The following is a 22,754-nucleotide window of genomic DNA, read 5'->3' on the forward strand; positions in this document are numbered from 1 at the left end:
CTCACGCATCTTTGTCATACCAGAATGTGTCGGGCCTGTAGACGCCGAGATAGGACATTGGATCGTAGCCGTAGAGCCCGTCCTGCGGCACGTTGCGCAGGTTGCGGGCGCGTACCACCGGCTGCAGCGTCGCGTTCACGGTGCCGATGGTGAAGACCTGATCGGTGTAGAGCTCAAGCATGTGATGCCAGATGACCTCGCGTTCGGCGGCGCTTTCCGACAGGCGCCATTCATCGAGCAGCGCCGAGAGCCGGATTGCCTCGGGCATGTCGGCCGGCTTGCCGTCACTGCCGCCGGAATAGGCGTGCAGGCCCCAGAGCGGCCATTGCATCTGGTCGTCGCTCGTCGGCGCCAGTTCCTCCGGCGACATGTCGGCTGTCGGCACGCCGTTGTCGAGGCCGTGGAACACGGTCATGATCGTCTCGCCGCCCTTGACGCGCCGGCGCAGCAGTTCGCGCTGCGAGGTGCGCACGAAGATCTTGATGCCCACCTCCAGCCAGTGATCGTGGATCAGTTCGAGAATGTCCGTCTCGATGCTGTTTTCGCCGGTGATCTCGATGATGATGCGCGCGTGGCGGCCGTCCGGCAGAAGGCGGATGTCGCCTGCCCCGCGCTTGTCGAGACCGGCTTCATCGAGAAGGCGGTTGGCTTCGGCGGGATCGTATTGTGCCCAGGCATTGCGGTAGTGCAGTCGAAACAGCGGGCTCTGCGGCAGGATGGTATTGGCGCTTTCCGCCGCAAGGCCGAAGAAGACCGCCATGTTGATTTCGCGGCGGTTGACCGCCAGCGACAGGGCGCGCCGCACCCTGACATCCCGCCACAGCCTGTTCCAGACGGGGTCCTTGCAGTTGAGGTTCGGATAGAGCGCCATGCGCGAGCCCTGGATCCGCTTCCACAGGTCCACCTTGATCGGATAGCGATCCTCGGCATTCTTGAGAAAGGTGTAGTCGGCGAAATCGAGATTGGTGAACTGCAGGTCGCTTTCGCCCGTGCCGGTCTTGGCGGCGATGAGATCGGAAGAGCTGACGTCGAAATAGACGCGGTCGATATAGGGCAGCTGGCGCCCCTCCTCGTCCACCCGGTGATAATAGGGATTGCGCTCGAAGACGAAGCGGCCGGAGGGCGGCGGCGTCGTGTTGCGCCAGGCATCGAGCGTCGGAAGGTCCGGATTTTCCGGCCTGACGGTACGTGACTGCTTCTGATGCAGCGCGATCCAGTCCTCGACGCGGGCCTTGGCGATCAGTTCCTTCAGCGCTTCCGGGTTCTGGTACTTCGGGTGAAACTGCTTGAGATAGGCAGCCGGCATCATCAGCCTGAGCGGGGATGGCGAGGCGATGTCGGTGAGGAAGTCCGGATTGGGCACCTCCCAGCTGTAACGCACCGTGCGCTCGTCCAGCACCTCGAAATGCGGTGCCGTGCCGTTGATGATGAGGCTCGACGGAATGCCGCCGCGATAGAGTTCCTTGTTGAGGAACATGTCTTCCCAGACATAGCGGAAATCCTCCGCCGTAAACGGCGAACCGTCCGACCAGCGGTGGCCTTCGCGCAGATGGAAGGTGAAGATGCGGTCCGCCTCAACCTCGAAGCGCTCGACCAGATCCGGCTCCATCTCCAGCTTCTCGTTGTAGCCGACAAGGCGGGCATAGGAAATGATCGGCATGTAGCGGATGTCGCGCTGGCCGCCGATCAGGATGCGCAGGGTTCCGCCATGCCGGCCGATCAGTTTGCCCTCTTCCCCGGCCAGATGCACGACGCGCGGATTGCGCGGCAGGCGCTCGGAGAGCGGCGGCAGCGTGCCGGCAATCCCGCTCTCGGACAGGTAGGTCGAATCGAGAGAGGCGCCGAGGGCGGCCTTCGGCAGCATGGTTCCGGCCAGCAGCGCCAGCGCCTGTCTGCGGGTAATCATGGCCGCAACTCCCGCCAGTCGATGTTGCGGCGTGCCAGCACCAGATGACCGTTGCCGAGATCGACATGCGCCAGATCGTCGTCGCTGCCGCCCTCGTCGGCCTTGAACTGGCGCGCCCACAGCTTGCGGGCTGCGGCACTCGGCTGGCCGATTGCCTCGAAATCCAGCGGCCGGTCGAGGTTCGGCACCGGCACGGCGGCCAGCAGCTTCTTCGTATAGGGGTGGACGGGCTGGCGCATGATGACCTCGCAGGGCGCAATCTCCACGATGCGGCCCGCATACATGACGGCCACGCGGTCGGCCATGTAGTTGACCACCGCGAGGTTGTGGGAAATGAAGAGATAAGTGAGCCCCAGATCCGACTTGAGATCCTTCATCAGGTTGAGGATCTGCGCCTGGATCGACACGTCGAGCGCCGAGACCGGCTCGTCGCAGATCAGCAGATCCGGCCCGAGCGCCAACGCGCGCGCAATGCCGATGCGCTGGCGCTGACCACCGGAAAAGCTGTGCGGATAGCGGTTGATGGCGTTGTCCGGCAGGCCGATGGCCGACAGCAGACGGCGTGTCGCCTCCAGCCGCGCCTGCGGGTTGCCGCGCCGGTGGATCTCCAGCGGCTCGCTGATGATGTTGCGCACGGTCATGCGCGGGGAAAGCGAGGAAACCGGATCCTGGAACACCATCTGGATACGGGTGCGCAACCGGTCGAGCTGCGCGCCGCGCGCGCCCAGGACATCGATCGGCGCGCCTTCTCCATGGAAGGTAACGCGGCCCTCATCGGGCGTCACGCCGCGCATCAGTATCTTGCTGAGCGTGGTCTTGCCGCAGCCGCTTTCGCCGACCAGGCCGAGCGTTTCGCCCCGCCGGATCTCGAAGCTGACATCGTTGACCGCAAGCGTTGCCGGCGGCGGCTTGAGGCCGAAGCCGCCGACCCGCTTGGTCTGGAAGGTCTTCGACACGCCCTCGACCCGCAGCAGCACATCCGGCATGCAGGCCGTGCTGCGCGCCTTGTCGATCAGGCCGGCGGTTTCCACCCGGATCTCCCTCAGCGGCTTCAGCCGGGCATCCCGCGGGCTGTCGAAATCCGGCACCGCGGCCATCAGGCCCCGGGTGTAGGCATGGCTCGGCTGCCGGAAGATCGCCTCGACGGAGCCGGCCTCCATCACCTCGCCGCGATAGACCACCACCACCTCGTCGGCCATGCTGGCGACGACGCCGAGATCGTGGGTGATCAGCAGCATGGCCATGCCGAGCCTCGACTGCAGGTCACGCAGGAGCTTCAGGATCTGTGCCTGGATGGTGACGTCGAGCGCTGTCGTCGGTTCGTCGGCAATCAGCAGCGAGGGGCGACAGACCAGCGCCATCGCGATCATGGCGCGCTGGCGCATGCCGCCGGACAGTTCGAAGGGATACATATCGAAGGCGCGTGCCGGTTCGGCAAAGCCGACGAGCCCCAGCATCTCCAGGCACCGGTCGCGCCGTTCGGCCGGCGAAAGAACGGTGTGGATCTTCAGCACTTCCTCGATCTGGTTTCCGACGGTGTGCATCGGCGAAAACGAGGTCATCGGCTCCTGGAAGATCATGCCGATGCGATTGCCGCGAATGGCGCGGATCTGCCGCCCGTCATGCGGCAGGGACAGAAGGTCAATGCTTTCGCCGGTCGCCGGATCGTTGAAGATCACCCGGCCGCCGATGCGGGCAATGCTGGCCTCGATGCCCATGATCGAGCGCCCGAGCACGGACTTGCCCGAGCCCGATTCCCCGACCAGCGCCGTGACCTTGCCCGGACGGATGCGCATGCTGATGGCCTTGATGGCATCGATGCTGCCGGACATCATGGGGAAGGATACGGATAATCCCTCCACACGCAGCAGATCCGTCCTGTCGTTCATGCAATCCCAACCCCGAAGGCTCCTGCACGCAGGCCGGAGCCAGTTCCCTTGTCTTTTGCGCCGACCGTATCGCAGCCCATTGTTTGTGTCTATCCGGAAGACCTGTAACAACACCTGCTGCTGACAAGCAGTGCATTTGCCTGATAAATCATTGCCGAAGAATGACAGTCCCTCATGAAATACCGGTTGGCTTGTATGTTTCTCCTGAAAAGCGAATTTGCTGCCGAAGCGGCACATCCCCTGTCTGCCGGAGGTGCGCCATGACGACGCGTCCCGGCCCCGAGACGCCGCGCCAGCGGCTGAAGCGAATTCGCGACATGATCGAGACAGGCCTCCTCAGCGAACCGAGAGCGGGGCTCGAAGCGATGAGCCGCGATCCCTCGCTGCGATCGGACCCTTCGCTCGGCACGCCGACGCTGCTCGGCTATCCGCGCAAGCTGCATTCGGCCTGGCTGAAGCTCGCCAAGGCGGAGGGAAATCTCGTCGACCGGATCGGCCTGCAGCATGCGCTGGTGCCGCCGCCGGCACTGCTGGCGCCGCTTGCCGTTCTCGACGGGACGACGCGGCGCGCGATGAACGAAGTCAACCGCCATCCTGTGCCGCGCATCCTGCACCAGATCTGGCTCGGAGAACTGCCGCTGCCGCCGGCAAGCGAGGCCTGGCGACGCCATGCGCAGGCGAACGGTCTCGAATACCGTCTGTGGCGCGAGGCCGATCTGGAGGAACTGGGAGTTCCACTTCACGCCGCCTATCTGCAGATGCTCGAAGCCGGCGACTATCCGGGTGCGGTAGACATCGCCCGCTATTTCGTGCTGCACGCGGTCGGCGGCATCTACCTGGACTGCGACTGGTATCCGGCCCGCGACGATGTGAGCTTTGCCGATTTCCTGCCGCTCATCGGGCTTGCGGCGCTGGCGGAGAACACGCCGCGCGAAACCGGTGCCGGCAGCCTGCTCCTGACCAATTCCTTCATCGCCACGCCGGCGGGCCACCCCGTGTTTGCCCGCCTCCTCGACATTCTGCCAGAGGCGGTCCGGCTTCTGCCGGAAGGGCCGGCCTGGTGGTCGACCGGCCCGCTGGTGATGTCGCTGCTGCTGCGCCAGACGACGGTTCAGGTGCCGGATGCCGAAATCGTTGCGGCCCGCCTGGCGCGCGGCGCGGCGCCGGAAGCCGTCGAGGAGGCCCGCCGCATGGCGCTGGCCCGCGATGCGGGTCTGCTGATCGACTGGAAGTCCTGGTAACCGCCTAGTAGTCTGATTTTTGCATTTGCTACCGTTCGCGGCGCCCTTGAGAGCAAATGTCAAATTCATTCCACTAGATGGCCAGTCCCGGCACCAGATCGCGGGCACGCCGCCAGCGGCAGGCCGGGTGGCGGGCGGTAAGCGCCAGCAGTTCCTCCAGAAAGGCCCAGGCCGTCGCGTCATGCACGAGATGGTGCGTCAGCACCCCGATGGCCGCAAGCCGGGGTTCGGCGCGAAGGTGTTCGAGCAGTTCGGCATGCAGGCTGTCTGCAGGGCGCCCGCCATGGATACCGTGCCAGTCCATGATGTCGAGATGGGTGTTGAGGAGCGGCAGTGCGGCCGGCGTCTCGCGACCGAAAACCGACAGCAACCGGAAGCCAAGGCCCGGCAGCGCCGCGACGATCTGTGGCGCGATCCGGTTCCATGGCGGCACCAGCATCGGCACGAAGCCCGCGCCATGCAGGGCGTGCAGCTTGCGGAAGCCGGCGCTCAACTCATCGAGAACCACGTCGAGCGGACGATCGCGGCCAAGCTCCTGCTTCTTGGCCGGGGGCGTGGAATAGCTGCGATGCGACCAGCCATGCACCGCGACATCCACGCGGCGTTCCGCCGTCAGGCGCTCGGCAAGATCCTCTCCCGTCTCCTCCGGTATCACGGCAAGGGTCAGCGGCACCTCGTGCCGGGCGGCAAGCCCCAGCAGTTGCTCGAGAGCCGGCGTGGGACGCACGGCATCATCGTCGCGCAGCCACAGATCGACGTGCCGCCCCTGTTCTGCCAGGTGATCGAGATGCTGTTGAAGGGCGGCCCGGCTCATGACGCAGTCTCCAGGGTGTGGCGCAGGATCGTGTCGAGGCGCTTTGCCGCGGCGTCGATCGAGCGGGTTTCGGCAACGAAGCGGCGCGCGCCCGCCGCGAGCCGGTCCCGCTCCGCCGGGTTCGACAGCAGGCGCGCCACGGCATCGGCATAGGCCTCGACGTCGCCGGGCGGCGTCAGCACGCCGGTCGTGCCGTGTTCCACCACCTCCGGCACGCCGGCCACCTTCTCCGCCACCACCGGCAGGCCGGCGGCCTGTGCCTCCAGATAGGCAAGACCATAGGCTTCGCCATGGCCGGGCCAGAGATAGAGGGCGCCAGAGGACAGAAGATCGGCCACCTCCTGCGTCCCCCCCTGCCCCAGCCAGCGGACACGGTCGGGAGGCAGGGCGGAAAAGGCCGCCTCCACCTCGGTCCGCGCCGGCCCGTCGCCGAGGATGCTGAGCCGCCAGTCGAGGTCGCAGACCTTGGCGAGCGCTGCCGCGAGCGCGCGGTAGCTGCTCAGCTTGTCACCCGGTCGCATCATCGCGACGGTGACCAGATGGCCGGGCCGGGGTGCGGGCGGGCGCATCAGAAAGGCAGAGGCATCAATGAACGGCGGCAGATGCTCCACGCGCGCCTGCGGTTCGGCCTGCAGAAGCCCGGTCCGGTCCCGCACCGTCAGGCAGATGTTCACCGCGGCCTGCCGGATGCCGGCCAGGACCTTGTCCTGCGACAACGCCCAGCCGCCGATGTTGCGTCGCCCGGAATAGGAACATTCGGCCGTGACATAGGGAAGGGAGAACTGCCGGCAAAGATCCGGGCCCAGCAGGTCCGGCGCCTTGTAATAGGGGTGGTAGCAGAACCAGAGGTCGGGGACCCCCTGCTCTCGCCACAGCGCGGCGATGCGCTGCCGCTCGGCGGTTGCAAGGCCTTCCTGCTCCGGTGGCACGTCCGGGGTCGGGGAGAAGGCGCGGAAGCCGGACACCAGCTCCACGGCATGCCCCGCCATCTGCAGGGCCGCAAACAGCTGCCGCGCCATCAGGCGGTCGCCGGAAGGCACCGGATGATCCGGGGATTTGAGCGGAGCATGGAACGCGATCTTCATGCCTTCCAGATGGCGCAGGCCGCCCCTGCTTTGCAAGCAGCGCCGGTCATTTTTCTGGCATTCCACATGCAGGATCTCACGCCCGCCGCGCGGCCTCTTGTCCCGCCGTGAGCCGCCGTGATCTTGACACCGGCCACCCGGCGCCGCACTTGAGCAGCCTGAACAGATAGATGATGTGGAGATGCCAGGGTGAGTGCGACGCAGGATCATGGCGAAAAGCTTCTTTCGGCCATTCGCGACAGGAGCGCCAGGGCAGGCGTGATCGGGCTGGGCTATGTCGGCCTGCCGCTCGCCATCAGCATGTCCCGTGGCGGCTTTTCCGTGCTCGGCTTCGACATCGATCCGGACAAGATCACCCGCATCGACGCGCATCGCAGTTACATTGATGCGGTGCCCGATGCGGTTCTGGCCGAGGAACATCGGGCGGGACGCTTTGCCGCAACCTCCGACTTCGAACGGCTGGCCGAATGCGACGTTATCGCCATCTGCGTGCCCACCCCCTTGACGCGCTATCGCGACCCGGACCTTTCCTTCGTCGAGAACACCTGCCGCGACATCGCCAGACGCCTGCGCCCCGGCCAGCTGATCGTGCTCGAATCCACCACCTATCCCGGCACGACGGAGGAGGTGATGAAGCCGATCCTCGAGGCGGGCGGCCTCGTCTGCGGCGTCGATTTCTTCCTCGGCTATTCGCCTGAGCGCGAGGATCCCGGCAATCGCGACTTCCAGACCTCGACCATTCCGAAGGTGGTGGCCGGTGACGGGCCGCTGGCGGCCGAGATGATGCAGGCCTTTTATGGCGCCGTCGTCACAACCGTGGTGCCGGTCGCGACGCTGCGCACGGCAGAGGCCGTCAAGCTGACGGAAAACATCTTCCGCGCCGTCAACATCGCCCTCGTCAACGAATTGAAGATCGTCTACGAGGCCATGGGCATTGACGTCTGGGACGTGATCGACGCGGCCAAGACCAAGCCGTTCGGCTACATGCCCTTCTATCCGGGTCCCGGCCTTGGCGGCCATTGCATCCCGATCGACCCCTTCTACCTGACCTGGAAATCCCGAGAGGTGGAGCAGCCGACCCGCTTCATCGAACTGGCCGGCGAGATCAACACCGCCATGCCGCGCCATGTGGTGGAACGGCTCGCGGAGGCGCTCGACCGCCGGCTCGGCCGCGCGCTCAGCCGCTCGCGCATACTGATCCTCGGCCTTGCCTACAAGAAGAACGTGCCGGACATTCGCGAGAGCCCCTCGCTGAAGCTGATGGAACTGATGATCGAGCGTGGTGCGGAGGTCTGCTACCACGATCCCTTCATCGCAGAGGTGCCGCGCACCCGCGAATACAGCCATCTGAAGGGGCGCCGCTCGGTCGAGCTGTCGCCGGACAGCGTGGCCGGTTTCGATGCGGTGGTGGTCGCGACAGACCATGATGCGGTCGATTATCCGATGATCGCGCAGTCCGCGCCGCTGATCGTCGACACCCGCAACGTGTTTGCCCGCAAGGGGGTCGCGGCGGGCACGATCGTCAAGGCCTGACCACACCGGCAAGGACCGGACGTTGACATAACCATGCCAAGGGCGCCGCAGACGGTGCCGAGACCGGAAAGACCATGAGCAGGCTCGACAGCTTCATCAATCGCATGAGCGCCCAGCGCGACATTCTGAACCACGTGCGCGACCGCTATCCGCTGCCGCCGGAAGGTCCGATCTTCGAGGTCGGGCTTGGCAACGGACGCACCTACAGCCACCTGAAGCAGTGTTTTCCCGACCGGCGCATCATCGCCTTCGACCGAAAGCTTGCGGCGCATGCCTCGTCCGCGCCGGCACCGGAGGATTTCGTCGAAGGCGAGATCCGCGAGACGGGACAGAGCCACATGGACCGCACCGCAGCGCTGGTTCACGCCGATATCGGCACCGGCTATGACGACAAGGATGCAATCACGCTCACCTGGCTGCCGGACATGGTGGCCGGCATGCTGGCTGCGGGCGGCATCGCGGTGAGCGGCCTGCCGCTCGATCATCCCGCCCTGGAGCCGCTGCCGCGGCTGGAGACGATCCAGGAAGGTCGCTATTTCCACTACCGGCGCCGATAGGCCCGCACCGGCATTCGCTTCACGAGAGCCGTTGCGGCACCCTTGCCAGCTGGCGGGCAAGGCTCGCGGCCTTGTCGCGAATGGCTTCTGCCAGCGCCCGGCTGACTTCGGCGCTCATGCGCGGATTGTCGGCGACCAGGCGCAGGAAGCTGTCGCGCGGAATGCGCAGGAGTTCGAGAGCGGTGAGCGCGCGCACGGTCGACAGGCGCGGTGCATCGCTGACCAGACAGAGCTCGCCGAACATCGTGCCGGCCGTCGCTTCGCCGAGGCTGGTCTCCCCGCCCGGCGCCATCGCAACGATCTCGGCGGTGCCGCGCAGAACGACATAGGCCGCGTCGCTTGCATCGCCCTGGTGGAACACGATCTGGCCGCCTTCATAGCAGGCGCGGCTGGAGGTGAAGGCCAAAAGCTTCAGCTTGAAGGCGTCGATCCTGCCAAAATAGGGGATCTGCCGCAGGAGCTTCACTTCGTCGTTCAGCGAGATCATCTCATTTCACCCCGTCGTGGAAGGCACGCCAGGTTACGCCACCAGCGATTTGAAAATGCCACTTTCCTTGTCGAGGGCCTCGAACGTATCGTCCTCGACCACCGTGCCGCGGTCGAATACGATGACTCTGTGAAACAGACGTGACAGCGAGGTGTTGGAAAGCACCCAGATGACCGAGGGATTGTTGTCCTGCTCCCGCAGAAAGTCGATGACGTTGCGGACGATCTCCTCCTGGATGCGCCGGTCGAGCCCCGGCAGCGCCCGGTTGAAGATATAATAATCGGAGCGCCGGACGAGCGCCCGCGCCAGGCTGAGCTTGTGGCGCTGCGTCACCGTCAGACGACGTCCGCCACTTCCCACGTCGAATTCCAGGCCAAGCCCCATCAGGCTGTCGCGCATGCCCATCTCGTCCATGATGCGGCCCGCGATGCGGCGGATATTGGCGGCGGCATCCGGCACCCGGTGCGACAGCTTGCCGAACAGCACGTTTTCGCGCAGCGTCGCGGCCGCCATGTAGCGGTGCGGATCGTAGCGCTCGATGCGATCGCGCAGATCCGCAGGCAGGTTCTCGTAGAAGAGATCGCGCGCGGCCACCACCTGATCCATGATCTGCGCGGTCAGCACGCCGAAACGGTAGCGCGGCTCGATGTAATGGAGGCTCAGGCGCACGATGCCGCGGCGCTCCTCCTCCGTCACCGTCTGCCCTGCCCTTGTCTTCCGCTTCTGCAGGAACTGCTGGTAGCCGGCAATGTCCTCGGCGCTCAGCCGCTCCAGCTGCTGGAAGAAGGGATGCTCCGGCGGCAGGTCGGCAAAGATTTCCACCAGGTTCTCGGCGATCGTCAGGCCCATGTCGAACAGGAGATCTGAAAGACCGGCCCGTTGCAGCACCTCATGCACATAGGGCGTATCGGCCACATCGGTTTCATGCGCCGCCCCCTTCCGCGTGGCGGCGAACAGCAGGTTTTCGGCCACTGTCGCCTCCGGATTGTAGGCGGTCGGATCGAAATGGGCGACGATGTGGCCGAGCCCCTCCCTCTGCAGGGCCTCGCGCAGTGCATGGCGCATCTTCACGGCACGCTCGGCAATCACCGGATTTTCCTCCGGATCGACATGCGAATGCAGCGCCAGTTCCATCACGTCGGAGGTCAGCTGCACCGCATCGAGTGCCCGCAGCACCGATTGCTTCAGGTCGTCGCTGAAGCCGCGCATGATCGAGGTGGAGCGGCGGTCGATCCAGTCGGCATTGAGATCGAAGCTGGCATTGCCGGCCAGTTGCGCCTCCTGGATTTCCCAGCGGCGGGTGGCTGCCTCGCGACCGCTGTAGCTGACGGTGCTGGTCGGCGCGTGCTTCAGTCCGTAAAGCAGGTTGTCCTTGACGCTGCCGTGGAAGAAGTAGCTGCTGACCGACACATAGGTGATTGCCCGGCCCGTTACCGATTCCGGCAGTTCCAGAAGGTCCGCATCGCCGAGCGTCACCTTGCCGGCCAGCGGCCAGACCAGTCTGCCGAAAGCTTCCGCCAGCGCTTCGCCGCCGCTGCCGGTATTGTCGATCACCGCCACCGTCTCGCCGCGCTCGATCTTGACCGATACGCCCTCGATAACCTTCGCCCCGGCGCCATCCGTCACGGTGATGTTGGCGGCGACAAGCGGGCCGAGACCGAAGGCCGGGGTTGCCGCCGACAGCGCATGGCGGTCCGCCTCGATCAGATGCGGCAGCTCGAACTGCTCCAGCACCTGCTCGTATTTCACCTGGACGTCCTGGCGCGCCTGATCCCAGTCGATCAGTTCCTTCAGCGGACCGGGAAGGTCCTTGTAGGCATTGATGACAGCCACCAGCTGCCCGACATCGAGGCTGCCGCGCAGGGCGAAGTAGCCGCCGATCGAATAGAACAGGAAGGGCGTCAGCTGCGACAGGAAGTTGTTGAAGAACTTGACGATGAACTTCCACTGGTAAAGCTCGAAGCGGATGCGGTAGATCTGCCCCAGCCGGTGGGCGATGTCGGCACGCTCGAAATTGGTCGTGTCATAGGCATGGATCGTGTCGATCCCCTCGACGATCTCGCCGACCTTGCCGGCCAGATGACGCGCGGTGATCTGGCGCTGGCGTCCGAGATCGATCAGGCGGCGGCGCATCTTCGGAATGATGCCCACCTGGATCGCCACCATCACGGCGGCGATCAGGCCGAGCCAGACATTCTGCAGGAAGATGAAGAACAGCGCCGCGGACGCCTGCCCGCCGAGCAGCGCCGGCTGCACGAAGGCATCGCCGGTGAAGCCGCCGAACGGCTCCACCTCGTCCTTCACCATGGTGGAGACTTCCGCCCCGTTGACCTGCTTCATCGCGCTTGGCGGAAAGCGCAGCACGCGATCGACCAGCTCATAGCGGATGCGGCGCAGCAGGCGCTCGCCGAGCCGGCCCTTGTAGGTGTTGATGTAGAACTTGAAGAGGCCGTTGACGATCACGAGCAGCAGGAAGACGGCGCTGAGCGCCATCAGCATCGACATGCGGTCGAGTTCGATGCCGTCAAAGGACATGTTCCAGCCGGTCAGCGGAATCGAAAAGTCGAAGGCCATGAAGAGCGCGCGGGCATCGGGCGATTCGAAGCCCTGCCCCTGGATCGGCCCGTTGATGATCTGCTTCGGCAGGTCGAAGGCCGCGAAATAGGGGATCATCGAGACAAGCACGATGGCCAGAATCCAGATCTGCTGCGAGCGCGTATGCCGCCAGATATAGCGTAATAGGTTCTTGTCCATCCGGTGCTTGTCTTCGGCATGTCGCGCATGGCCGGCCGGTCATGCGGATCTTCAAAGGAACAGGTATATATTGTCGCCCACGGTGCTTCGCAAATGCAGCACCCATCTTGGCGCGACATTCTTGCCAAAAGCTTCACCCTGCGGCGGCGCGGCCACGTCAATCAGGAAATTCGGGTCGGATTGCGGCGGAGGCCGGTTGCGCGGCAGGCGGGCGGAACCCGGCTCAGGCGGTCTGCTCTGTCGGGCGGGAACCGTCCAGAAGGCTCGCCATGCCCTCCACCTGCACCTGGTGAAGCCGGCGATAGAGGCCGCTGTTGAGGGCCACCAGTTCCGCATGGCTTCCCTGTTCGACGATACGGCCCTGATCGACGACGAAAATCCGGTCGGCGCGGGTGATCGTTGCCAGGCGATGGGCGATGACGAGCGTGGTGCGGCCGACCGATAGCTCGGCCAGCGAGGCCTGGATGGCCCGCTCGGTCTCGGTATCGAGGGCCGAGGTCGCCTCGTCGAGAATGAGGATCGGCGGATTCTTCAGGAAGATGCGAGCAATGGCTAGGCGCTGTTTCTGACCGCCGGAGAGTTTTACGCCCCGCTCCCCGATCACCGTATCGAGCCCCTGCGGCATGGCCTCGATGACATCCGCCAGCCTTGCCCGCCGGGCAGCCTCGCGGATCTCCGCCTCCGTTGCATCGAGCCTGCCATAGGCGATGTTCTCGCGGATCGTGCCGGCAAACAGGAAGACATCCTGCTGCACGATGCCGATATTGCCGCGCAGCGATTTCAGCGTCATGTCGCGAACATCGACGCCGCCGATGGAAATGGCGCCCAAGGTGACATCGTAGAAGCGCGGCAGCAGCGAGCAGAGCGTCGTCTTGCCGGCGCCGGAAGGCCCGACAAAGGCGGCCATTTCCCCGGCGCGGATGGTGAAGTCCAGCCTGTCCAGCACCGGGCGGCCGCTCCCGTAGCGGAAGCCCACCTGCCGGTAGACGATATCGCCATCCAGCCGGCCGATCGGCCTTGCCGTCGGACGATCGACGATCTCCGGCTTCTGGTCGAGGAAGTTCAGATAGCGCTGGAAGCCGGCAATGCCCTTCGGATAGGTCTCGATGACCGAATTGATCTTCTCGATCGGCCGCAGGAAGACATTGACCAGCAGCAGGAAGCCGACGAAACCGCCGGCGCTGAGCGAGCCCTGCGTGACGAACCAGGCACCCGCCAGCATGATGATCACCTGCACGAAGCGCATCGACAGATAGGTGAGCGACATTGAGGCGGCCATGTAGCGATAGGCCTGCAGCTTCGTCGTGCGGTACTGGCTGTTGTCGCGGGCAAACAGGCGGCGCTCGTGATCCTCGTTGGCGAAGGCCTGCACCACGCGGATGCCACCGACATTGGCCTCGATGCGCGTGTTGAAATCCGCAACCCGGCCGTAGAGTGCCTGCCAGGTCTGCGTCATCTTCTGCCCGTAATGGGTGGTGAGGAAGGCCGTCAGCGGCACGATGATCGCCGCCATCAGCGCCAGCGGCATGTGCACCCACAGCATGATGCAGAAGGCGCCGATCAGCGTCATCACGGCGATGAACAGGTCTTCCGGCCCGTGATGGGCCACCTCGCCGATCTCCTCGAGATCCTTCGTCAGCCGCGCCACCAGCCGGCCGGTGCGCTCATTGTCAAAGTAGCCGAAGGAGAGTGTCTGCAGGTGGTCGAAGGCCTTGCGCCGCATCTCCGTCTCGATGTTGATACCGAGCATGTGGCCCCAATAGGTGACGATCACCTGCAGGCCCGCATTCATGAGGTAGATCACCAGAAGGCCGGCCGCGGCAAGGGCGATCAGGCCGAACTGCCCGGTCGGCAGCAGGCGGTCGATGAACAATGTCACCGCCAGCGGGAAGGCAAGCTCCAGCAGACCCGATGCCACCGCGCAGCCGAAATCCAGCAGGAACAGACGCGTATGCGGACGGTAATAGGCGGCAAAGCGCCGGAGGATCTGGGACATGGCGGATTTCCGGAGATGCGGCTTAATCTTGAGGCATGGACACCGGAATAGACCGGTCGGCCGTCATTTGCAAACCCGCGATGGCCGAAACCGATACAGGATCAGTCTGCCGACAAATTATGCATGCAAAAAAATTATACAATCCGATTGACACAGGCTGCGCGTCTGGCTCTATTTGTATAGTCAAAAGAAGCCGGAACACCGGCAACCTGTGGGGAACAGCACGCAGTCCGGAACTGGAACGGGAGTCATCATGATGCAGAAGAGATTTTTCCTCAAGGCGGTGGTCGGTGCCGCCATGTTGCTTGGCACCTCGCTTGCCGCCCATGCGGAAGACGTGCTGGCCAAGGTCAAGGCCGCCGGCGTGCTGAAGGTCGGCACGGAAACCGCCTTCGCCCCCTTCGATTTCATCGATGCGGGCGCGCATGTCGGCCTCAATGTCGACCTGTTCGATGAAGTGGGCAAGGAGCTCGGCGTGAAGATCGAATGGGTCACGCTGCCGTGGGAAGGCGTGCTGCCGGGCCTTGAGGCCGGCAAGTTCGACGTCGTCGCCGGTCCGGCCACCATCACCAAGGCCCGCATGGAGCGCTACCGCTTCACCGCGCCGATCGCCGAGGCGACGGTTGCCATCCTCAAGAAGGCCGGCGCTCCGATCAGCAAGCCGGAAGACATTGCCGGCAAGGCCGTCGGCGTCGGCAAGGCCACCGCGCAGCTGGCCCAGCTGACGGAATTCTCGGCGACGCTGCCGGCCAAGGTGGACATTCGCGAATATCCGGCCTTCAACGACGCCTATGCCGACATGGCGGCCGGCCGTATCGTTGCCGTCGCCAATTCGTTGCCGAACATCGCCTTCGTCGCCAAACAGCGCGCCGGCATGTTCGAAGTGGTGCAGCCGCCCTTCGGCAAGAAGACCTATTTCGGCTTCGTCGGCCGCAAGGATGCCGATTACGCCTCGCTGATGGATGCGATCGATGCCGCCCTCATCAAGATGAAGGGTGACGGCCGGATGGCCAAGCTGCAGGAAAAGTGGTTCGGCACCAAGTTCGACACGCCGGACGCCGTCAAGGAACCGGCGATCTGATCCGCCTGACGCGTTGACCGCCTGCCCTTCGAGGCGGGCGGCACGCGAACCGGCTTCATCCCCTGCCCGGCCGGGCTCCCTGTCCGGCCTCCTTTCGCCGCGGCGGACAAGACCATGTCGTTCAAGCTGTTTTCCCTGCTGGTCCAGGCCTCCGTCTGGACGATCGGCATCAGTGCCATTTCCATCGGGCTCGGCTTCCTGATTGCGCTTGGCTTGTCGGCAGCGCTGCTGTCCGGCAAGGCGCTCTACCGCAGGCCGGCGGAATTTTTCATCAGCTTCTTCCGCGGCGTGCCGCTGCTCGTGCAACTGCTGCTGATCTACAATCTCCTGCCCTTCATCGGCCTCAACGTGCCGAGCATCGTCGCGGCCATCGTCGGCATGTCGCTCTGCACCGCCGCCTACCAGGCGGAAAACCTGCGTGGCGGCTTCGAAAGCGTGCCGAAGGGGCTGATCGAGGCCGCCGACATGGTGGGCTTTTCGCCGAGACAGGTCTTTTTGCGCATCAAGGTGCCGATCGCGCTTCGCCTCACCTTTCCGGCGCTCGTCAACGAGGCGATCATGATCCTGAAATCCTCGTCGCTTGTCTCGGTGGTGGGCATCGTCGAGATTACCCGCATGGCGCAGGATCTCGCCTCCTCGACCTATATGCCGATCGAGATCTTCTCCTCGGCGGCGCTCATCTATCTCGTCATCTGCTGGGCCGTGGCGCTGGCCGGCCGGTATGGCGAACGTTCCCTGCCGGGAGCCGCCAAATGATCTTCGATCCGAATGTCATCCTCAAACACCTGCCGGAGATCATCAGCGGCACCGGCGTCACGCTCGCACTGTGGATTGCCGGCATGCTGCTCGGCATCCTCATCGGCTTCGTCGTCGCGACGTTGCGACGCTATGGCGGGCGCCTGCTCGACGTGCCGCTCGGCCTTGCCGTGGAGGTGCTGCGCGGCACGCCCTTCCTGATCCAGATTTTTCTCGTCTATTACGGCGGCCCCTTCATCGGCATCTCCCTTGATCCGATCCCCTGCGGCCTTCTCGGCCTCAGCATCTATGCGGCGGCCTATTATTCGGAAATCTTCCGCGCCGGTTACGCCTCCGTTCCGCACGGCCATGTGGAGGCGGGCGAGTGCCTCGGCCTCACGCGCTTCCAGATCATCCGCCGCATCCTTTTGCCGGAAATGGCGCTGATCGTGCTGCCGCCCTCGGTCAACCTCGCGGTGATCCTCCTGAAGGAATCCGCCGTGCTGTCGATCATCACCGTGCCGGAACTGACAACGACGGTCAGCGCCATCGGATCGCAGGAATATGCCTTCCTGGAAGCGATCTTCCTGCTTGCCATCATCTACTGGGTGATCGTCGAGGCTGCCGCCCGTCTGGGACGCCTCGCCGAAACCCGTCTCTCCACCTTCAGGTTTGCCGCATCATGACGCTTCCCGCTATTTCCGTCCGCAGCCTCGTCAAGCGTTTCGGCACCACCACCGTGCTGCAGGAGATCGATCTCGACGTGCCGGAAGGCAAGGTTTCCTGCCTGATCGGCCCCTCCGGCTCCGGCAAGAGCACGCTTCTGCGCTGCCTCGCCTTCCTGGAAGAGGCAAGCGAGGGCATGATCACCGTCAATGGTGAGGCACTTGGCTTCTTCGAGAATGCAAAGGGCGAACGCGAACGGCTGCCGGCCGGCCAGATCCGCGCTGTGCGCGCGCAGATCGGCATGGTGTTCCAGCAGTTCAATCTCTGGCCGCACATGACGGCGCTCGGCAATGTCTCCGAAGCGCTGAAGACCGTGCACAAGGTGCCGAAGGCAGAAGCCGAAGAGCGTGCAATGGTGCAGCTCGCCAAGGTCGGCCTTGCCAACCGCGCCGGCCATTACCCCTCGCAGCTGTCCGGCGGCCAGCAGCAGCGCGTGGCGATTGCCCGAGCGCTGGCACTGTCGCCAAAAATCATGCTGTTCGACGAGCCGACCTCGGCGCTCGATCCGGAGCTGACCGGCGAAGTGCTGAACGTCATGCGCGAACTTGCCGCCGAGGGCATGACCATGGTCGTCGTCAGTCACGAGATCGGCTTTGCTGCGACCGTCGGCCACCAGATCAGCTTCCTCGACCAGGGGCGCCTGCTCTTCACCGGGCCGCCGTCGGAAATTTTTGCCAAGCCGCGCCATCTGCGTCTCGAACAGTTCCTCGATACCTATCTGGATCGAGGCGCCTCCATGCTGGCCTGAAGGCATGGACAGCACGCCGCAGATCCCGGTCCCCCGTCATTCCGACAGCGGTTCGGCCGCGCCGGTGTCGCTGCATCGGCGCATCCTGCAGGATATCGAAGGCAACATTCTTTCCGGGCGCTGGCCGGCCGGCCACCGCATTCCCTCCGAACAGGCGCTGACCGAAACCTATGGCTGCTCGCGCATGACGGTCAACAAGGTGCTGACGGAGCTTGCGCGCGCGGGCCTGCTGCTGCGCCGGCGCAAGACCGGCAGCGTGGTGATGCCGCAGGACGGGCAGAGCGCCATTCTGGAGATCTACGATATCGGCGAGGAGGTGCGTGCCCTCAACCTTGCCTATCGTCACAGGGTTCTGTCGCGCACGGTGCGCCGACCGACAAAGACCGAGCAGGCGCTCTCCACACTGCCGGCACGCGCCAGGGTGCTGGCCATCTCCGTCCTGCATCTTGCCGGTGAGGCGCCGTTCTGCCTCGAAGAGCGCATCATCAACCTTTCCATCGCGTCGGAGGCCGAGACGGAGGCCTTCGAGACGCTGGCGCCCGGCCAGTGGCTGCTGAAGCATGTACCGTGGAGTGCGGCGGAACACCGGATCTCGGCCGAAGCCGCCTCCGCCGGCGCTGCCGCCGCGCTTTGCCTTCCCCGCTCCGCGCCGGTCCTCGTTGTCGAGCGGCAGACCTGGCGGCTGGAGGAGACGGTGACGCGGGTGCGGCTGACCTATCCCGGCAGCCAGCACGCTCTCACTGCCCGTTTCACCCCCCTGCACGGCAGACAGTCCAAGACCAATCCCTCCTGAAAGGAAGCCGCCATGGCACGCCCCGACAAGCTCAAGCTTGGCACCTTCGTCTATACCTTTGGTTTCAACCCGGCCGCCTGGCGCCATCCGGATGCGGACGTTCACGGCGCCAACAGGATCGACCACCTGCTGAACGTGGCGAAGATCTCCGAGGCGGCGAAATTCGACTTCATGTTCCTGGCGGATTCGCCCGCCGCCGCCATTGGCGATCCCGAAGCGCTATCGCGTTCTCCAACCAAGATGAACCGTTTCGAGCCGCTATCGCTGATCTCGGCGCTCTCCGTGCTGACCGAGAAGATCGGCTTCGTCGCCACCGCCTCGACCAGCTTCTACGAGCCGTTCAACATCGCCCGCATCTTTGCCTCCATCGATCACCTGAGCGGCGGCCGCGCCTGCTGGAACGTGGTGACCTCGGATCATGACGAAACGGGCTACAACTACAATTTTGATGGGCTGCCGCCGCACAGCTGGCGTTACGAGCGCGGCGCGGAATTTGTCGATGTCGTCTTCGGCCTCTGGGACAGTTTCGAACCGGATGCACTGGTGCTCGATAAGGCATCCGGCCTCTATTACGACAAGGACAAGCTGCACATCCTGAACCACAAGGGCAAACATTTCCAGGTACGCGGGCCGCTGAACGTCGCCGCCTCGCCGCAGGGGCGCCCGGTGATTGCCCAGGCCGGCGGCTCGGAGCCGGGCATGGAATTGGCAGCCCGCACCGCCGAAATCGTCTTCAGCCTTGCCTCCAATCTGGAGCGCAACAAGGCCTTTGCCGAAAACGTCAAGGGCCGCATGGCGAAATATGGCCGGCAGACGAGCGACCTGAAGATGATGCCGGGCGTCGTCATCAATGTCGGCGCAACGAAAGCGGAGGCCCAGGCGAAGGTCGATTTCCTCATCGACAACCTGCATCCGGATGTCGGTCGCTGGATGCTCGGTGAATTCCTCGAAACGGACCTTTCCGGCGCAGCACTCGACGAACCCTTCCCGATGGAGCGGCTTCCTGCAGAGCCCAAGGGCTCCAAGGCGCTCTTCGAAGAACTGACCGATTACATCCGCAAGGGCCACACGCTCGGCCACCTGATCCGCCACTATGCGGAAAAGAGCACCGGCAACGGCATCACCGGCACGCCGACGGAAATCGCCGATTTCATGGAGGAATGGTTCGAGGCCGGTGCCGCCGACGGCTTCATCCTGATGTGCCCGACGCTGCCGGCAAGCCTCACCGATTTCGTCACGCTTGTCCTGCCGGAACTGCGCCGCCGCGGCCTGGTCCGCGACGAATACGAAGGCTCGACCCTGCGCGAGAATCTTGGCCTCTCGCTGCCGGTCAACCGTTACGTGGCAGCCCGGCAGCAGGGGTGACGATCACTCGTCACCCTGGCCGCCGTTGCCCTTGCCCGAGATGATCTCGCGCTTGCCGACATGGTTGGCGGGGCCGACAAGGCCTTCCTGCTCCATCCGTTCCACCAGCGAGGCGGCGCGGTTGTAGCCGATCGAGAGCCGGCGCTGGATGTAGGAGGTCGAGCACTTTCGATCCTTCATCACCACCTTGACGGCCTTTTCGTAGAGGTCGTCGCTGTCGTCGGCAGCGCCCATCGGGGTGCGGTCGAAGACGGCGGCATCGCCTTCCGCCTCGTCCTCGGCATCGCTCTCGTCCTCGGTCACGGTGCCGAGGTAATCCGGGCGCCCTTGCGCCTTCAGGTGCGTGACGACATGTTCCACCTCGGCATCCGAGACGAAGGGACCATGCACGCGCATGATGCGGCCGCCGCCCGCCATGTGCAGCATGTCGCCCTGGCCGAGCAGGTGTTCGGCGCCCTGTTCGCCAAGAATGGTGCGGCTGTCGATCTTCGAGGTCACCTGGAAGGAGATGCGCGTCGGGAAGTTCGCCTTGATCGTGCCGGTGATGACATCGACGGACGGACGCTGCGTTGCCATGATCAGGTGGATGCCGGCGGCACGCGCCATTTGCGCCAGACGCTGGATCGCGCCTTCGATCTCCTTGCCGGCCACCATCATCAGGTCGGCCATCTCGTCGACGACGACGACGATATAGGGCATCGGAGAGAGATCGAGTTCCTGATCCTCGTAGACGATCTCGCCGGTATTGCGGTCAAAACCGGTCTGAACGCTGACGGTGATCGTCTCGCCCTTTTCGCGTGCCTGGGCGGCGCGGGCATTGTAGCCGTCGATATTGCGCACGCTGAGCCGCGACATCTTGCGATAGCGGTCTTCCATCTCGCGCACGGCCCATTTCAGCGCCAGAACCGCCTTTTTCGGATCCGTCACGACGGGGGTGAGCAGATGCGGAATGCCGTCATAAACGGAGAGTTCCAGCATCTTCGGATCGATCATGATCAGGCGGCATTCTTCCGGGCGCAGCCGGTAGAGAAGCGACAGGATCATGGTGTTGATGGCGACCGACTTGCCGGAACCGGTGGTGCCGGCGACCAAGAGATGCGGCATCTTCGCAAGTTCGGCGATCACCGGTTCGCCGCCGATCGTCTTGCCGAGGCAGAGCGGCAGGCGGTGCTTGGTTTCCCAATAATCCTCGCATTCGATGAGTTCGCGGAAGAACACCATTTCGCGCACCGCATTCGGCAGTTCGATGCCGATGACATTGCGTCCGGGCACGACGGCAACGCGAGCCGAGAGCGCCGACATGGAACGGGCGATATCGTCGGCGAGACCGATGACGCGCGAGGATTTGACCCCCGGTGCCGGCTCGAATTCGTAGAGCGTGACGACCGGGCCGGGGCGCACGTCGATGATCTCGCCCTTGACGCCGAAATCTTCCAGAATGCTTTCGAGAAGGCCCGCGCTCTGCTGCAGCATGTCCGGCTGCATGGCCTCCGCCTGCTGGCCATAGGGTTCCTGCAGCAGGGAAATCGGCGGGAATTCATAGGCGTCGTCGCTGTCGCGCACGCTCATGGCGCCGGAGAGACCCGGAAGACCTTCCGGACGACGGCGCGACATCGGCACGATGGTGCGCGCGGATGGCGCCGGAGCCGCGGGAGTAACGGTTTCGGCGGCCGGAGCGGCTGGCAGCGGCTGGGCTGCCATGACGGGTCCCTCGACGGGCACCGCCGGTTCGGAGATCGCCGATGCCATCATCGGGGCGACCGGCGGGACAACGGATGCCATCGCGTCCGGCGCAGCCACGGGCAGCGGCATGGCGGCAATGGCCGTCGCTGCAGCCGCCGGCGCGGACGCTTCGACTGGTGCCGGAGTGTCTGCAGCAACAATTGCCGTCGGCTGCATGGCCTGCATCGCCATCTTCGGCGTCAGGGCGGCGGCGACGGAACGCGGATAGCGGGTGCCCGGACGCACCTCGCGATAAAGCGCCGTCACGCTGTCCGGCACCAGCGGATGCTGCAGGCGCACGACCTCTGCGGGACGGCGCGGCAGTGCCGCCTGCTGAAGGATCACGGCCGCTTCAGGCTTGCGGCCGGCAGCGGCCGGCGACTGCGAGATCTCGCCGGCAAAACCCGCTTCGAAGAAGGCGAAATCGGACAGCCAGAGTTTTGGAGAGACAGGCGTGGAGGCTGCTGCAGGGACGGGTGCTGCGACCGGCGTTTCCGGCCCCGGCATGGCAGGTGCGGCGGCAACAGCCGGCGCTGCGGCCGCAAGCGGTGCCACGACCGGAGCAGCCGCCACGGTGGCCGCAAGCGGCACGGAAACGGCGGCGATGAGAGATGCGGCTTCGGCAGTCGCCGGAGCCACGCCGGCGACCGGCAGCACGGGGCTTGCGGTTGCCGCGCCCTCCATGCCTGCGGTTGCGGGGGACGGTGCCTCGACGCAGGCCACCGGGGCATCGGTGTTCGCGGCAGCCTGCACGTCAGCCTGTGCCGCGGGCGCCTCCGGCGTTTCCGGTGCGGGCTCCGGCTTCTTCGGCCGCTTGAAGATCAGGGCACGCGGCGAGGGTTCCGGCTTCACCTTCGGCACCGGCGGGATTGCCGGTTGCTGCATGGCGGAAGCCACACCCTGCAGGGCATTGACCAGCAGTTCCGGCGCCAGCGTCTCCTCGCCTGTCCGGGCGCCGCCGGCCATCTCGACCGGCTCCATCAGCCGGCCATTGGCGGCAGGCATCCGTTCTTCGGGGGCAACGGGTGCGATCTGGTCACGCGTCCTCGGCCGCGCGATCACCGCTTCCGGCGTGCGGGTGAAGCGAACATTCGGGGCAAGACGGAAGGCAGCCTGCCAGGGCGCCTGCTCTTCCACGACCTGGGTCGGATCAACCGCCGGCATCCTGCGGTCCTGGGCAGCGCCCGCCGGGTCATAGGACCCGTCGTCGGACTGCGTGGCCTCGGAGGATTTGGGGAAGTTCGTTCTGTAAAAATGCATGACACCGACCGCGTACTAGATGGCAGTGTATGAATAGAAAATAAAGGTTAATGGCTCCTTTC

The 22,754-nt window shown here is 64.8% G+C and carries 18 protein-coding genes; 10 read left to right on the forward strand and 8 right to left on the reverse strand.

Translation table 11 applies throughout. The annotated features are described in order from the left end of the window. Window position 1: 1 nt before the first annotated feature. Together KLP42_RS17990 and KLP42_RS17995 are read right to left on the reverse strand one after the other, a co-directional pair. Entirely contained in the window at window positions 2–1,906 is a 1,905-nt protein-coding gene (locus KLP42_RS17990) for an ABC transporter substrate-binding protein (RefSeq protein WP_215568327.1), read from the reverse strand. Beyond that, complete coding sequence (locus KLP42_RS17995) at window positions 1,903–3,795, reverse strand: ABC transporter ATP-binding protein (protein WP_215568328.1); 1,893 nt, start codon at window positions 3,793–3,795, stop codon at window positions 1,903–1,905. The genes KLP42_RS17990 and KLP42_RS17995 overlap by 4 nt, the downstream gene beginning before the upstream one ends. A 260-nt stretch (window positions 3,796–4,055) precedes the next feature. Here KLP42_RS17995 and KLP42_RS18000 point away from each other — a divergent pair, with 260 nt between their 5' ends. After that, a complete protein-coding gene (locus KLP42_RS18000) occupies window positions 4,056–5,036 on the forward strand; it encodes a glycosyltransferase family 32 protein (protein WP_252193074.1) in 981 nt (326 codons plus the stop codon). 73 nt (window positions 5,037–5,109) lie between these two features. Here the strand turns inward: KLP42_RS18000 and KLP42_RS18005 are convergent, their stop codons facing one another. Further along, entirely contained in the window at window positions 5,110–5,850 is a 741-nt protein-coding gene (locus KLP42_RS18005) for a polysaccharide deacetylase family protein (RefSeq protein ID WP_215568329.1), read from the reverse strand. Further along, on the reverse strand, window positions 5,847–6,935 hold the full coding sequence (locus KLP42_RS18010; RefSeq protein WP_215568330.1) for a glycosyltransferase family 4 protein: 1,089 nt from the start codon (window positions 6,933–6,935) through the stop codon (window positions 5,847–5,849). Before KLP42_RS18010 ends, KLP42_RS18005 begins: the two co-directional genes overlap by 4 nt. Between KLP42_RS18010 and KLP42_RS27150 the strand changes: the two genes are divergently transcribed. The 3 genes from KLP42_RS27150 to KLP42_RS18020 all read left to right on the forward strand — a co-directional run bounded on the left by KLP42_RS27150 (window position 6,918) and on the right by KLP42_RS18020 (window position 9,025). After that, window positions 6,918–7,046: a hypothetical protein gene (locus KLP42_RS27150; RefSeq protein ID WP_286675483.1), complete on the forward strand. Its 129-nt coding sequence runs from the start codon at window positions 6,918–6,920 to the stop codon at window positions 7,044–7,046. The genes KLP42_RS18010 and KLP42_RS27150 overlap by 18 nt on opposite strands. A gap of 78 nt (window positions 7,047–7,124) precedes the next feature. After that, a complete protein-coding gene (locus tag KLP42_RS18015) occupies window positions 7,125–8,468 on the forward strand; it encodes a nucleotide sugar dehydrogenase (protein ID WP_215568331.1) in 1,344 nt (447 codons plus the stop codon). A gap of 74 nt (window positions 8,469–8,542) precedes the next feature. Next, window positions 8,543–9,025, forward strand: a complete 483-nt coding sequence (locus KLP42_RS18020) for a class I SAM-dependent methyltransferase (RefSeq protein WP_215568332.1) — start codon at window positions 8,543–8,545, stop codon at window positions 9,023–9,025. Between the two features lie 19 nt (window positions 9,026–9,044). Here the strand turns inward: KLP42_RS18020 and KLP42_RS18025 are convergent, their stop codons facing one another. The 3 genes from KLP42_RS18025 to KLP42_RS18035 form a co-directional block, all read right to left on the reverse strand. Beyond that, window positions 9,045–9,512 (reverse strand): cyclic nucleotide-binding domain-containing protein, encoded by a 468-nt coding sequence (locus tag KLP42_RS18025; protein WP_252193075.1) that lies wholly within the window; start codon window positions 9,510–9,512, stop codon window positions 9,045–9,047. Window positions 9,513–9,545: 33 nt separating this feature from the next. After that, window positions 9,546–12,266 carry an ABC transporter transmembrane domain-containing protein gene (locus KLP42_RS18030; protein WP_215568333.1) on the reverse strand — a complete coding sequence of 907 codons (2,721 nt, stop codon included), beginning with the start codon at window positions 12,264–12,266 and terminating at the stop codon, window positions 9,546–9,548. Window positions 12,267–12,489: 223 nt separating this feature from the next. Continuing rightward, window positions 12,490–14,262, reverse strand: a complete 1,773-nt coding sequence (locus KLP42_RS18035; RefSeq protein ID WP_215568334.1) for an ABC transporter ATP-binding protein — start codon at window positions 14,260–14,262, stop codon at window positions 12,490–12,492. Window positions 14,263–14,518: 256 nt separating this feature from the next. Here KLP42_RS18035 and KLP42_RS18040 point away from each other — a divergent pair, with 256 nt between their 5' ends. The 6 genes from KLP42_RS18040 to KLP42_RS18065 all read left to right on the forward strand — a co-directional run bounded on the left by KLP42_RS18040 (window position 14,519) and on the right by KLP42_RS18065 (window position 19,710). Next, entirely contained in the window at window positions 14,519–15,343 is an 825-nt protein-coding gene (locus KLP42_RS18040) for a transporter substrate-binding domain-containing protein (RefSeq protein ID WP_215568374.1), read from the forward strand. Between the two features lie 114 nt (window positions 15,344–15,457). Next, window positions 15,458–16,099 carry an amino acid ABC transporter permease gene (locus tag KLP42_RS18045; protein ID WP_215568335.1) on the forward strand — a complete coding sequence of 214 codons (642 nt, stop codon included), beginning with the start codon at window positions 15,458–15,460 and terminating at the stop codon, window positions 16,097–16,099. Next, window positions 16,096–16,764: an amino acid ABC transporter permease gene (locus KLP42_RS18050; RefSeq protein ID WP_215568336.1), complete on the forward strand. Its 669-nt coding sequence runs from the start codon at window positions 16,096–16,098 to the stop codon at window positions 16,762–16,764. The genes KLP42_RS18045 and KLP42_RS18050 overlap by 4 nt, the downstream gene beginning before the upstream one ends. After that, window positions 16,761–17,552, forward strand: a complete 792-nt coding sequence (locus KLP42_RS18055) for an amino acid ABC transporter ATP-binding protein (protein ID WP_215568337.1) — start codon at window positions 16,761–16,763, stop codon at window positions 17,550–17,552. Before KLP42_RS18050 ends, KLP42_RS18055 begins: the two co-directional genes overlap by 4 nt. A gap of 4 nt (window positions 17,553–17,556) precedes the next feature. Further along, entirely contained in the window at window positions 17,557–18,345 is a 789-nt protein-coding gene (gene hutC, locus KLP42_RS18060) for a histidine utilization transcriptional repressor HutC (RefSeq protein WP_215568338.1), read from the forward strand. 12 nt (window positions 18,346–18,357) lie between these two features. Next, on the forward strand, window positions 18,358–19,710 hold the full coding sequence (locus tag KLP42_RS18065; RefSeq protein ID WP_215568339.1) for an LLM class flavin-dependent oxidoreductase: 1,353 nt from the start codon (window positions 18,358–18,360) through the stop codon (window positions 19,708–19,710). Window positions 19,711–19,713: 3 nt separating this feature from the next. Here KLP42_RS18065 and KLP42_RS18070 read toward each other — a convergent pair whose 3' ends face one another. Next, a complete protein-coding gene (locus KLP42_RS18070) occupies window positions 19,714–22,692 on the reverse strand; it encodes a DNA translocase FtsK (RefSeq protein ID WP_502941313.1) in 2,979 nt (992 codons plus the stop codon). Between the last annotated feature and the right edge of the window lie 62 nt (window positions 22,693–22,754).

It is taken from the genome of Rhizobium sp. CSW-27 (assembly GCF_018760785.1).
Taxonomy (GTDB): Bacteria; Pseudomonadota; Alphaproteobacteria; order Rhizobiales; family Rhizobiaceae; genus Neorhizobium.

Coding starts and splice junctions, on each gene's coding strand:
- KLP42_RS17990 (WP_215568327.1), bottom strand. CDS start 1,906: ATGATTACCCGCAGACAGGCGCTGGCGCTGCTGGCCGGAACCATGCTG.
- KLP42_RS17995 (WP_215568328.1), bottom strand. CDS start 3,795: ATGAACGACAGGACGGATCTGCTGCGTGTGGAGGGATTATCCGTATCC.
- KLP42_RS18000 (WP_252193074.1), top strand. CDS start 4,056: ATGACGACGCGTCCCGGCCCCGAGACGCCGCGCCAGCGGCTGAAGCGA.
- KLP42_RS18005 (WP_215568329.1), bottom strand. CDS start 5,850: ATGAGCCGGGCCGCCCTTCAACAGCATCTCGATCACCTGGCAGAACAG.
- KLP42_RS27150 (WP_286675483.1), top strand. CDS start 6,918: ATGGAACGCGATCTTCATGCCTTCCAGATGGCGCAGGCCGCCCCTGCT.
- KLP42_RS18010 (WP_215568330.1), bottom strand. CDS start 6,935: ATGAAGATCGCGTTCCATGCTCCGCTCAAATCCCCGGATCATCCGGTG.
- KLP42_RS18020 (WP_215568332.1), top strand. CDS start 8,543: ATGAGCAGGCTCGACAGCTTCATCAATCGCATGAGCGCCCAGCGCGAC.
- KLP42_RS18025 (WP_252193075.1), bottom strand. CDS start 9,512: ATGATCTCGCTGAACGACGAAGTGAAGCTCCTGCGGCAGATCCCCTAT.
- KLP42_RS18030 (WP_215568333.1), bottom strand. CDS start 12,266: ATGGACAAGAACCTATTACGCTATATCTGGCGGCATACGCGCTCGCAG.
- KLP42_RS18035 (WP_215568334.1), bottom strand. CDS start 14,262: ATGTCCCAGATCCTCCGGCGCTTTGCCGCCTATTACCGTCCGCATACG.
- KLP42_RS18040 (WP_215568374.1), top strand. CDS start 14,519: ATGCAGAAGAGATTTTTCCTCAAGGCGGTGGTCGGTGCCGCCATGTTG.
- KLP42_RS18045 (WP_215568335.1), top strand. CDS start 15,458: ATGTCGTTCAAGCTGTTTTCCCTGCTGGTCCAGGCCTCCGTCTGGACG.
- KLP42_RS18050 (WP_215568336.1), top strand. CDS start 16,096: ATGATCTTCGATCCGAATGTCATCCTCAAACACCTGCCGGAGATCATC.
- KLP42_RS18055 (WP_215568337.1), top strand. CDS start 16,761: ATGACGCTTCCCGCTATTTCCGTCCGCAGCCTCGTCAAGCGTTTCGGC.
- hutC (WP_215568338.1), top strand. CDS start 17,557: ATGGACAGCACGCCGCAGATCCCGGTCCCCCGTCATTCCGACAGCGGT.
- KLP42_RS18065 (WP_215568339.1), top strand. CDS start 18,358: ATGGCACGCCCCGACAAGCTCAAGCTTGGCACCTTCGTCTATACCTTT.
- KLP42_RS18070 (WP_502941313.1), bottom strand. CDS start 22,692: ATGCATTTTTACAGAACGAACTTCCCCAAATCCTCCGAGGCCACGCAG.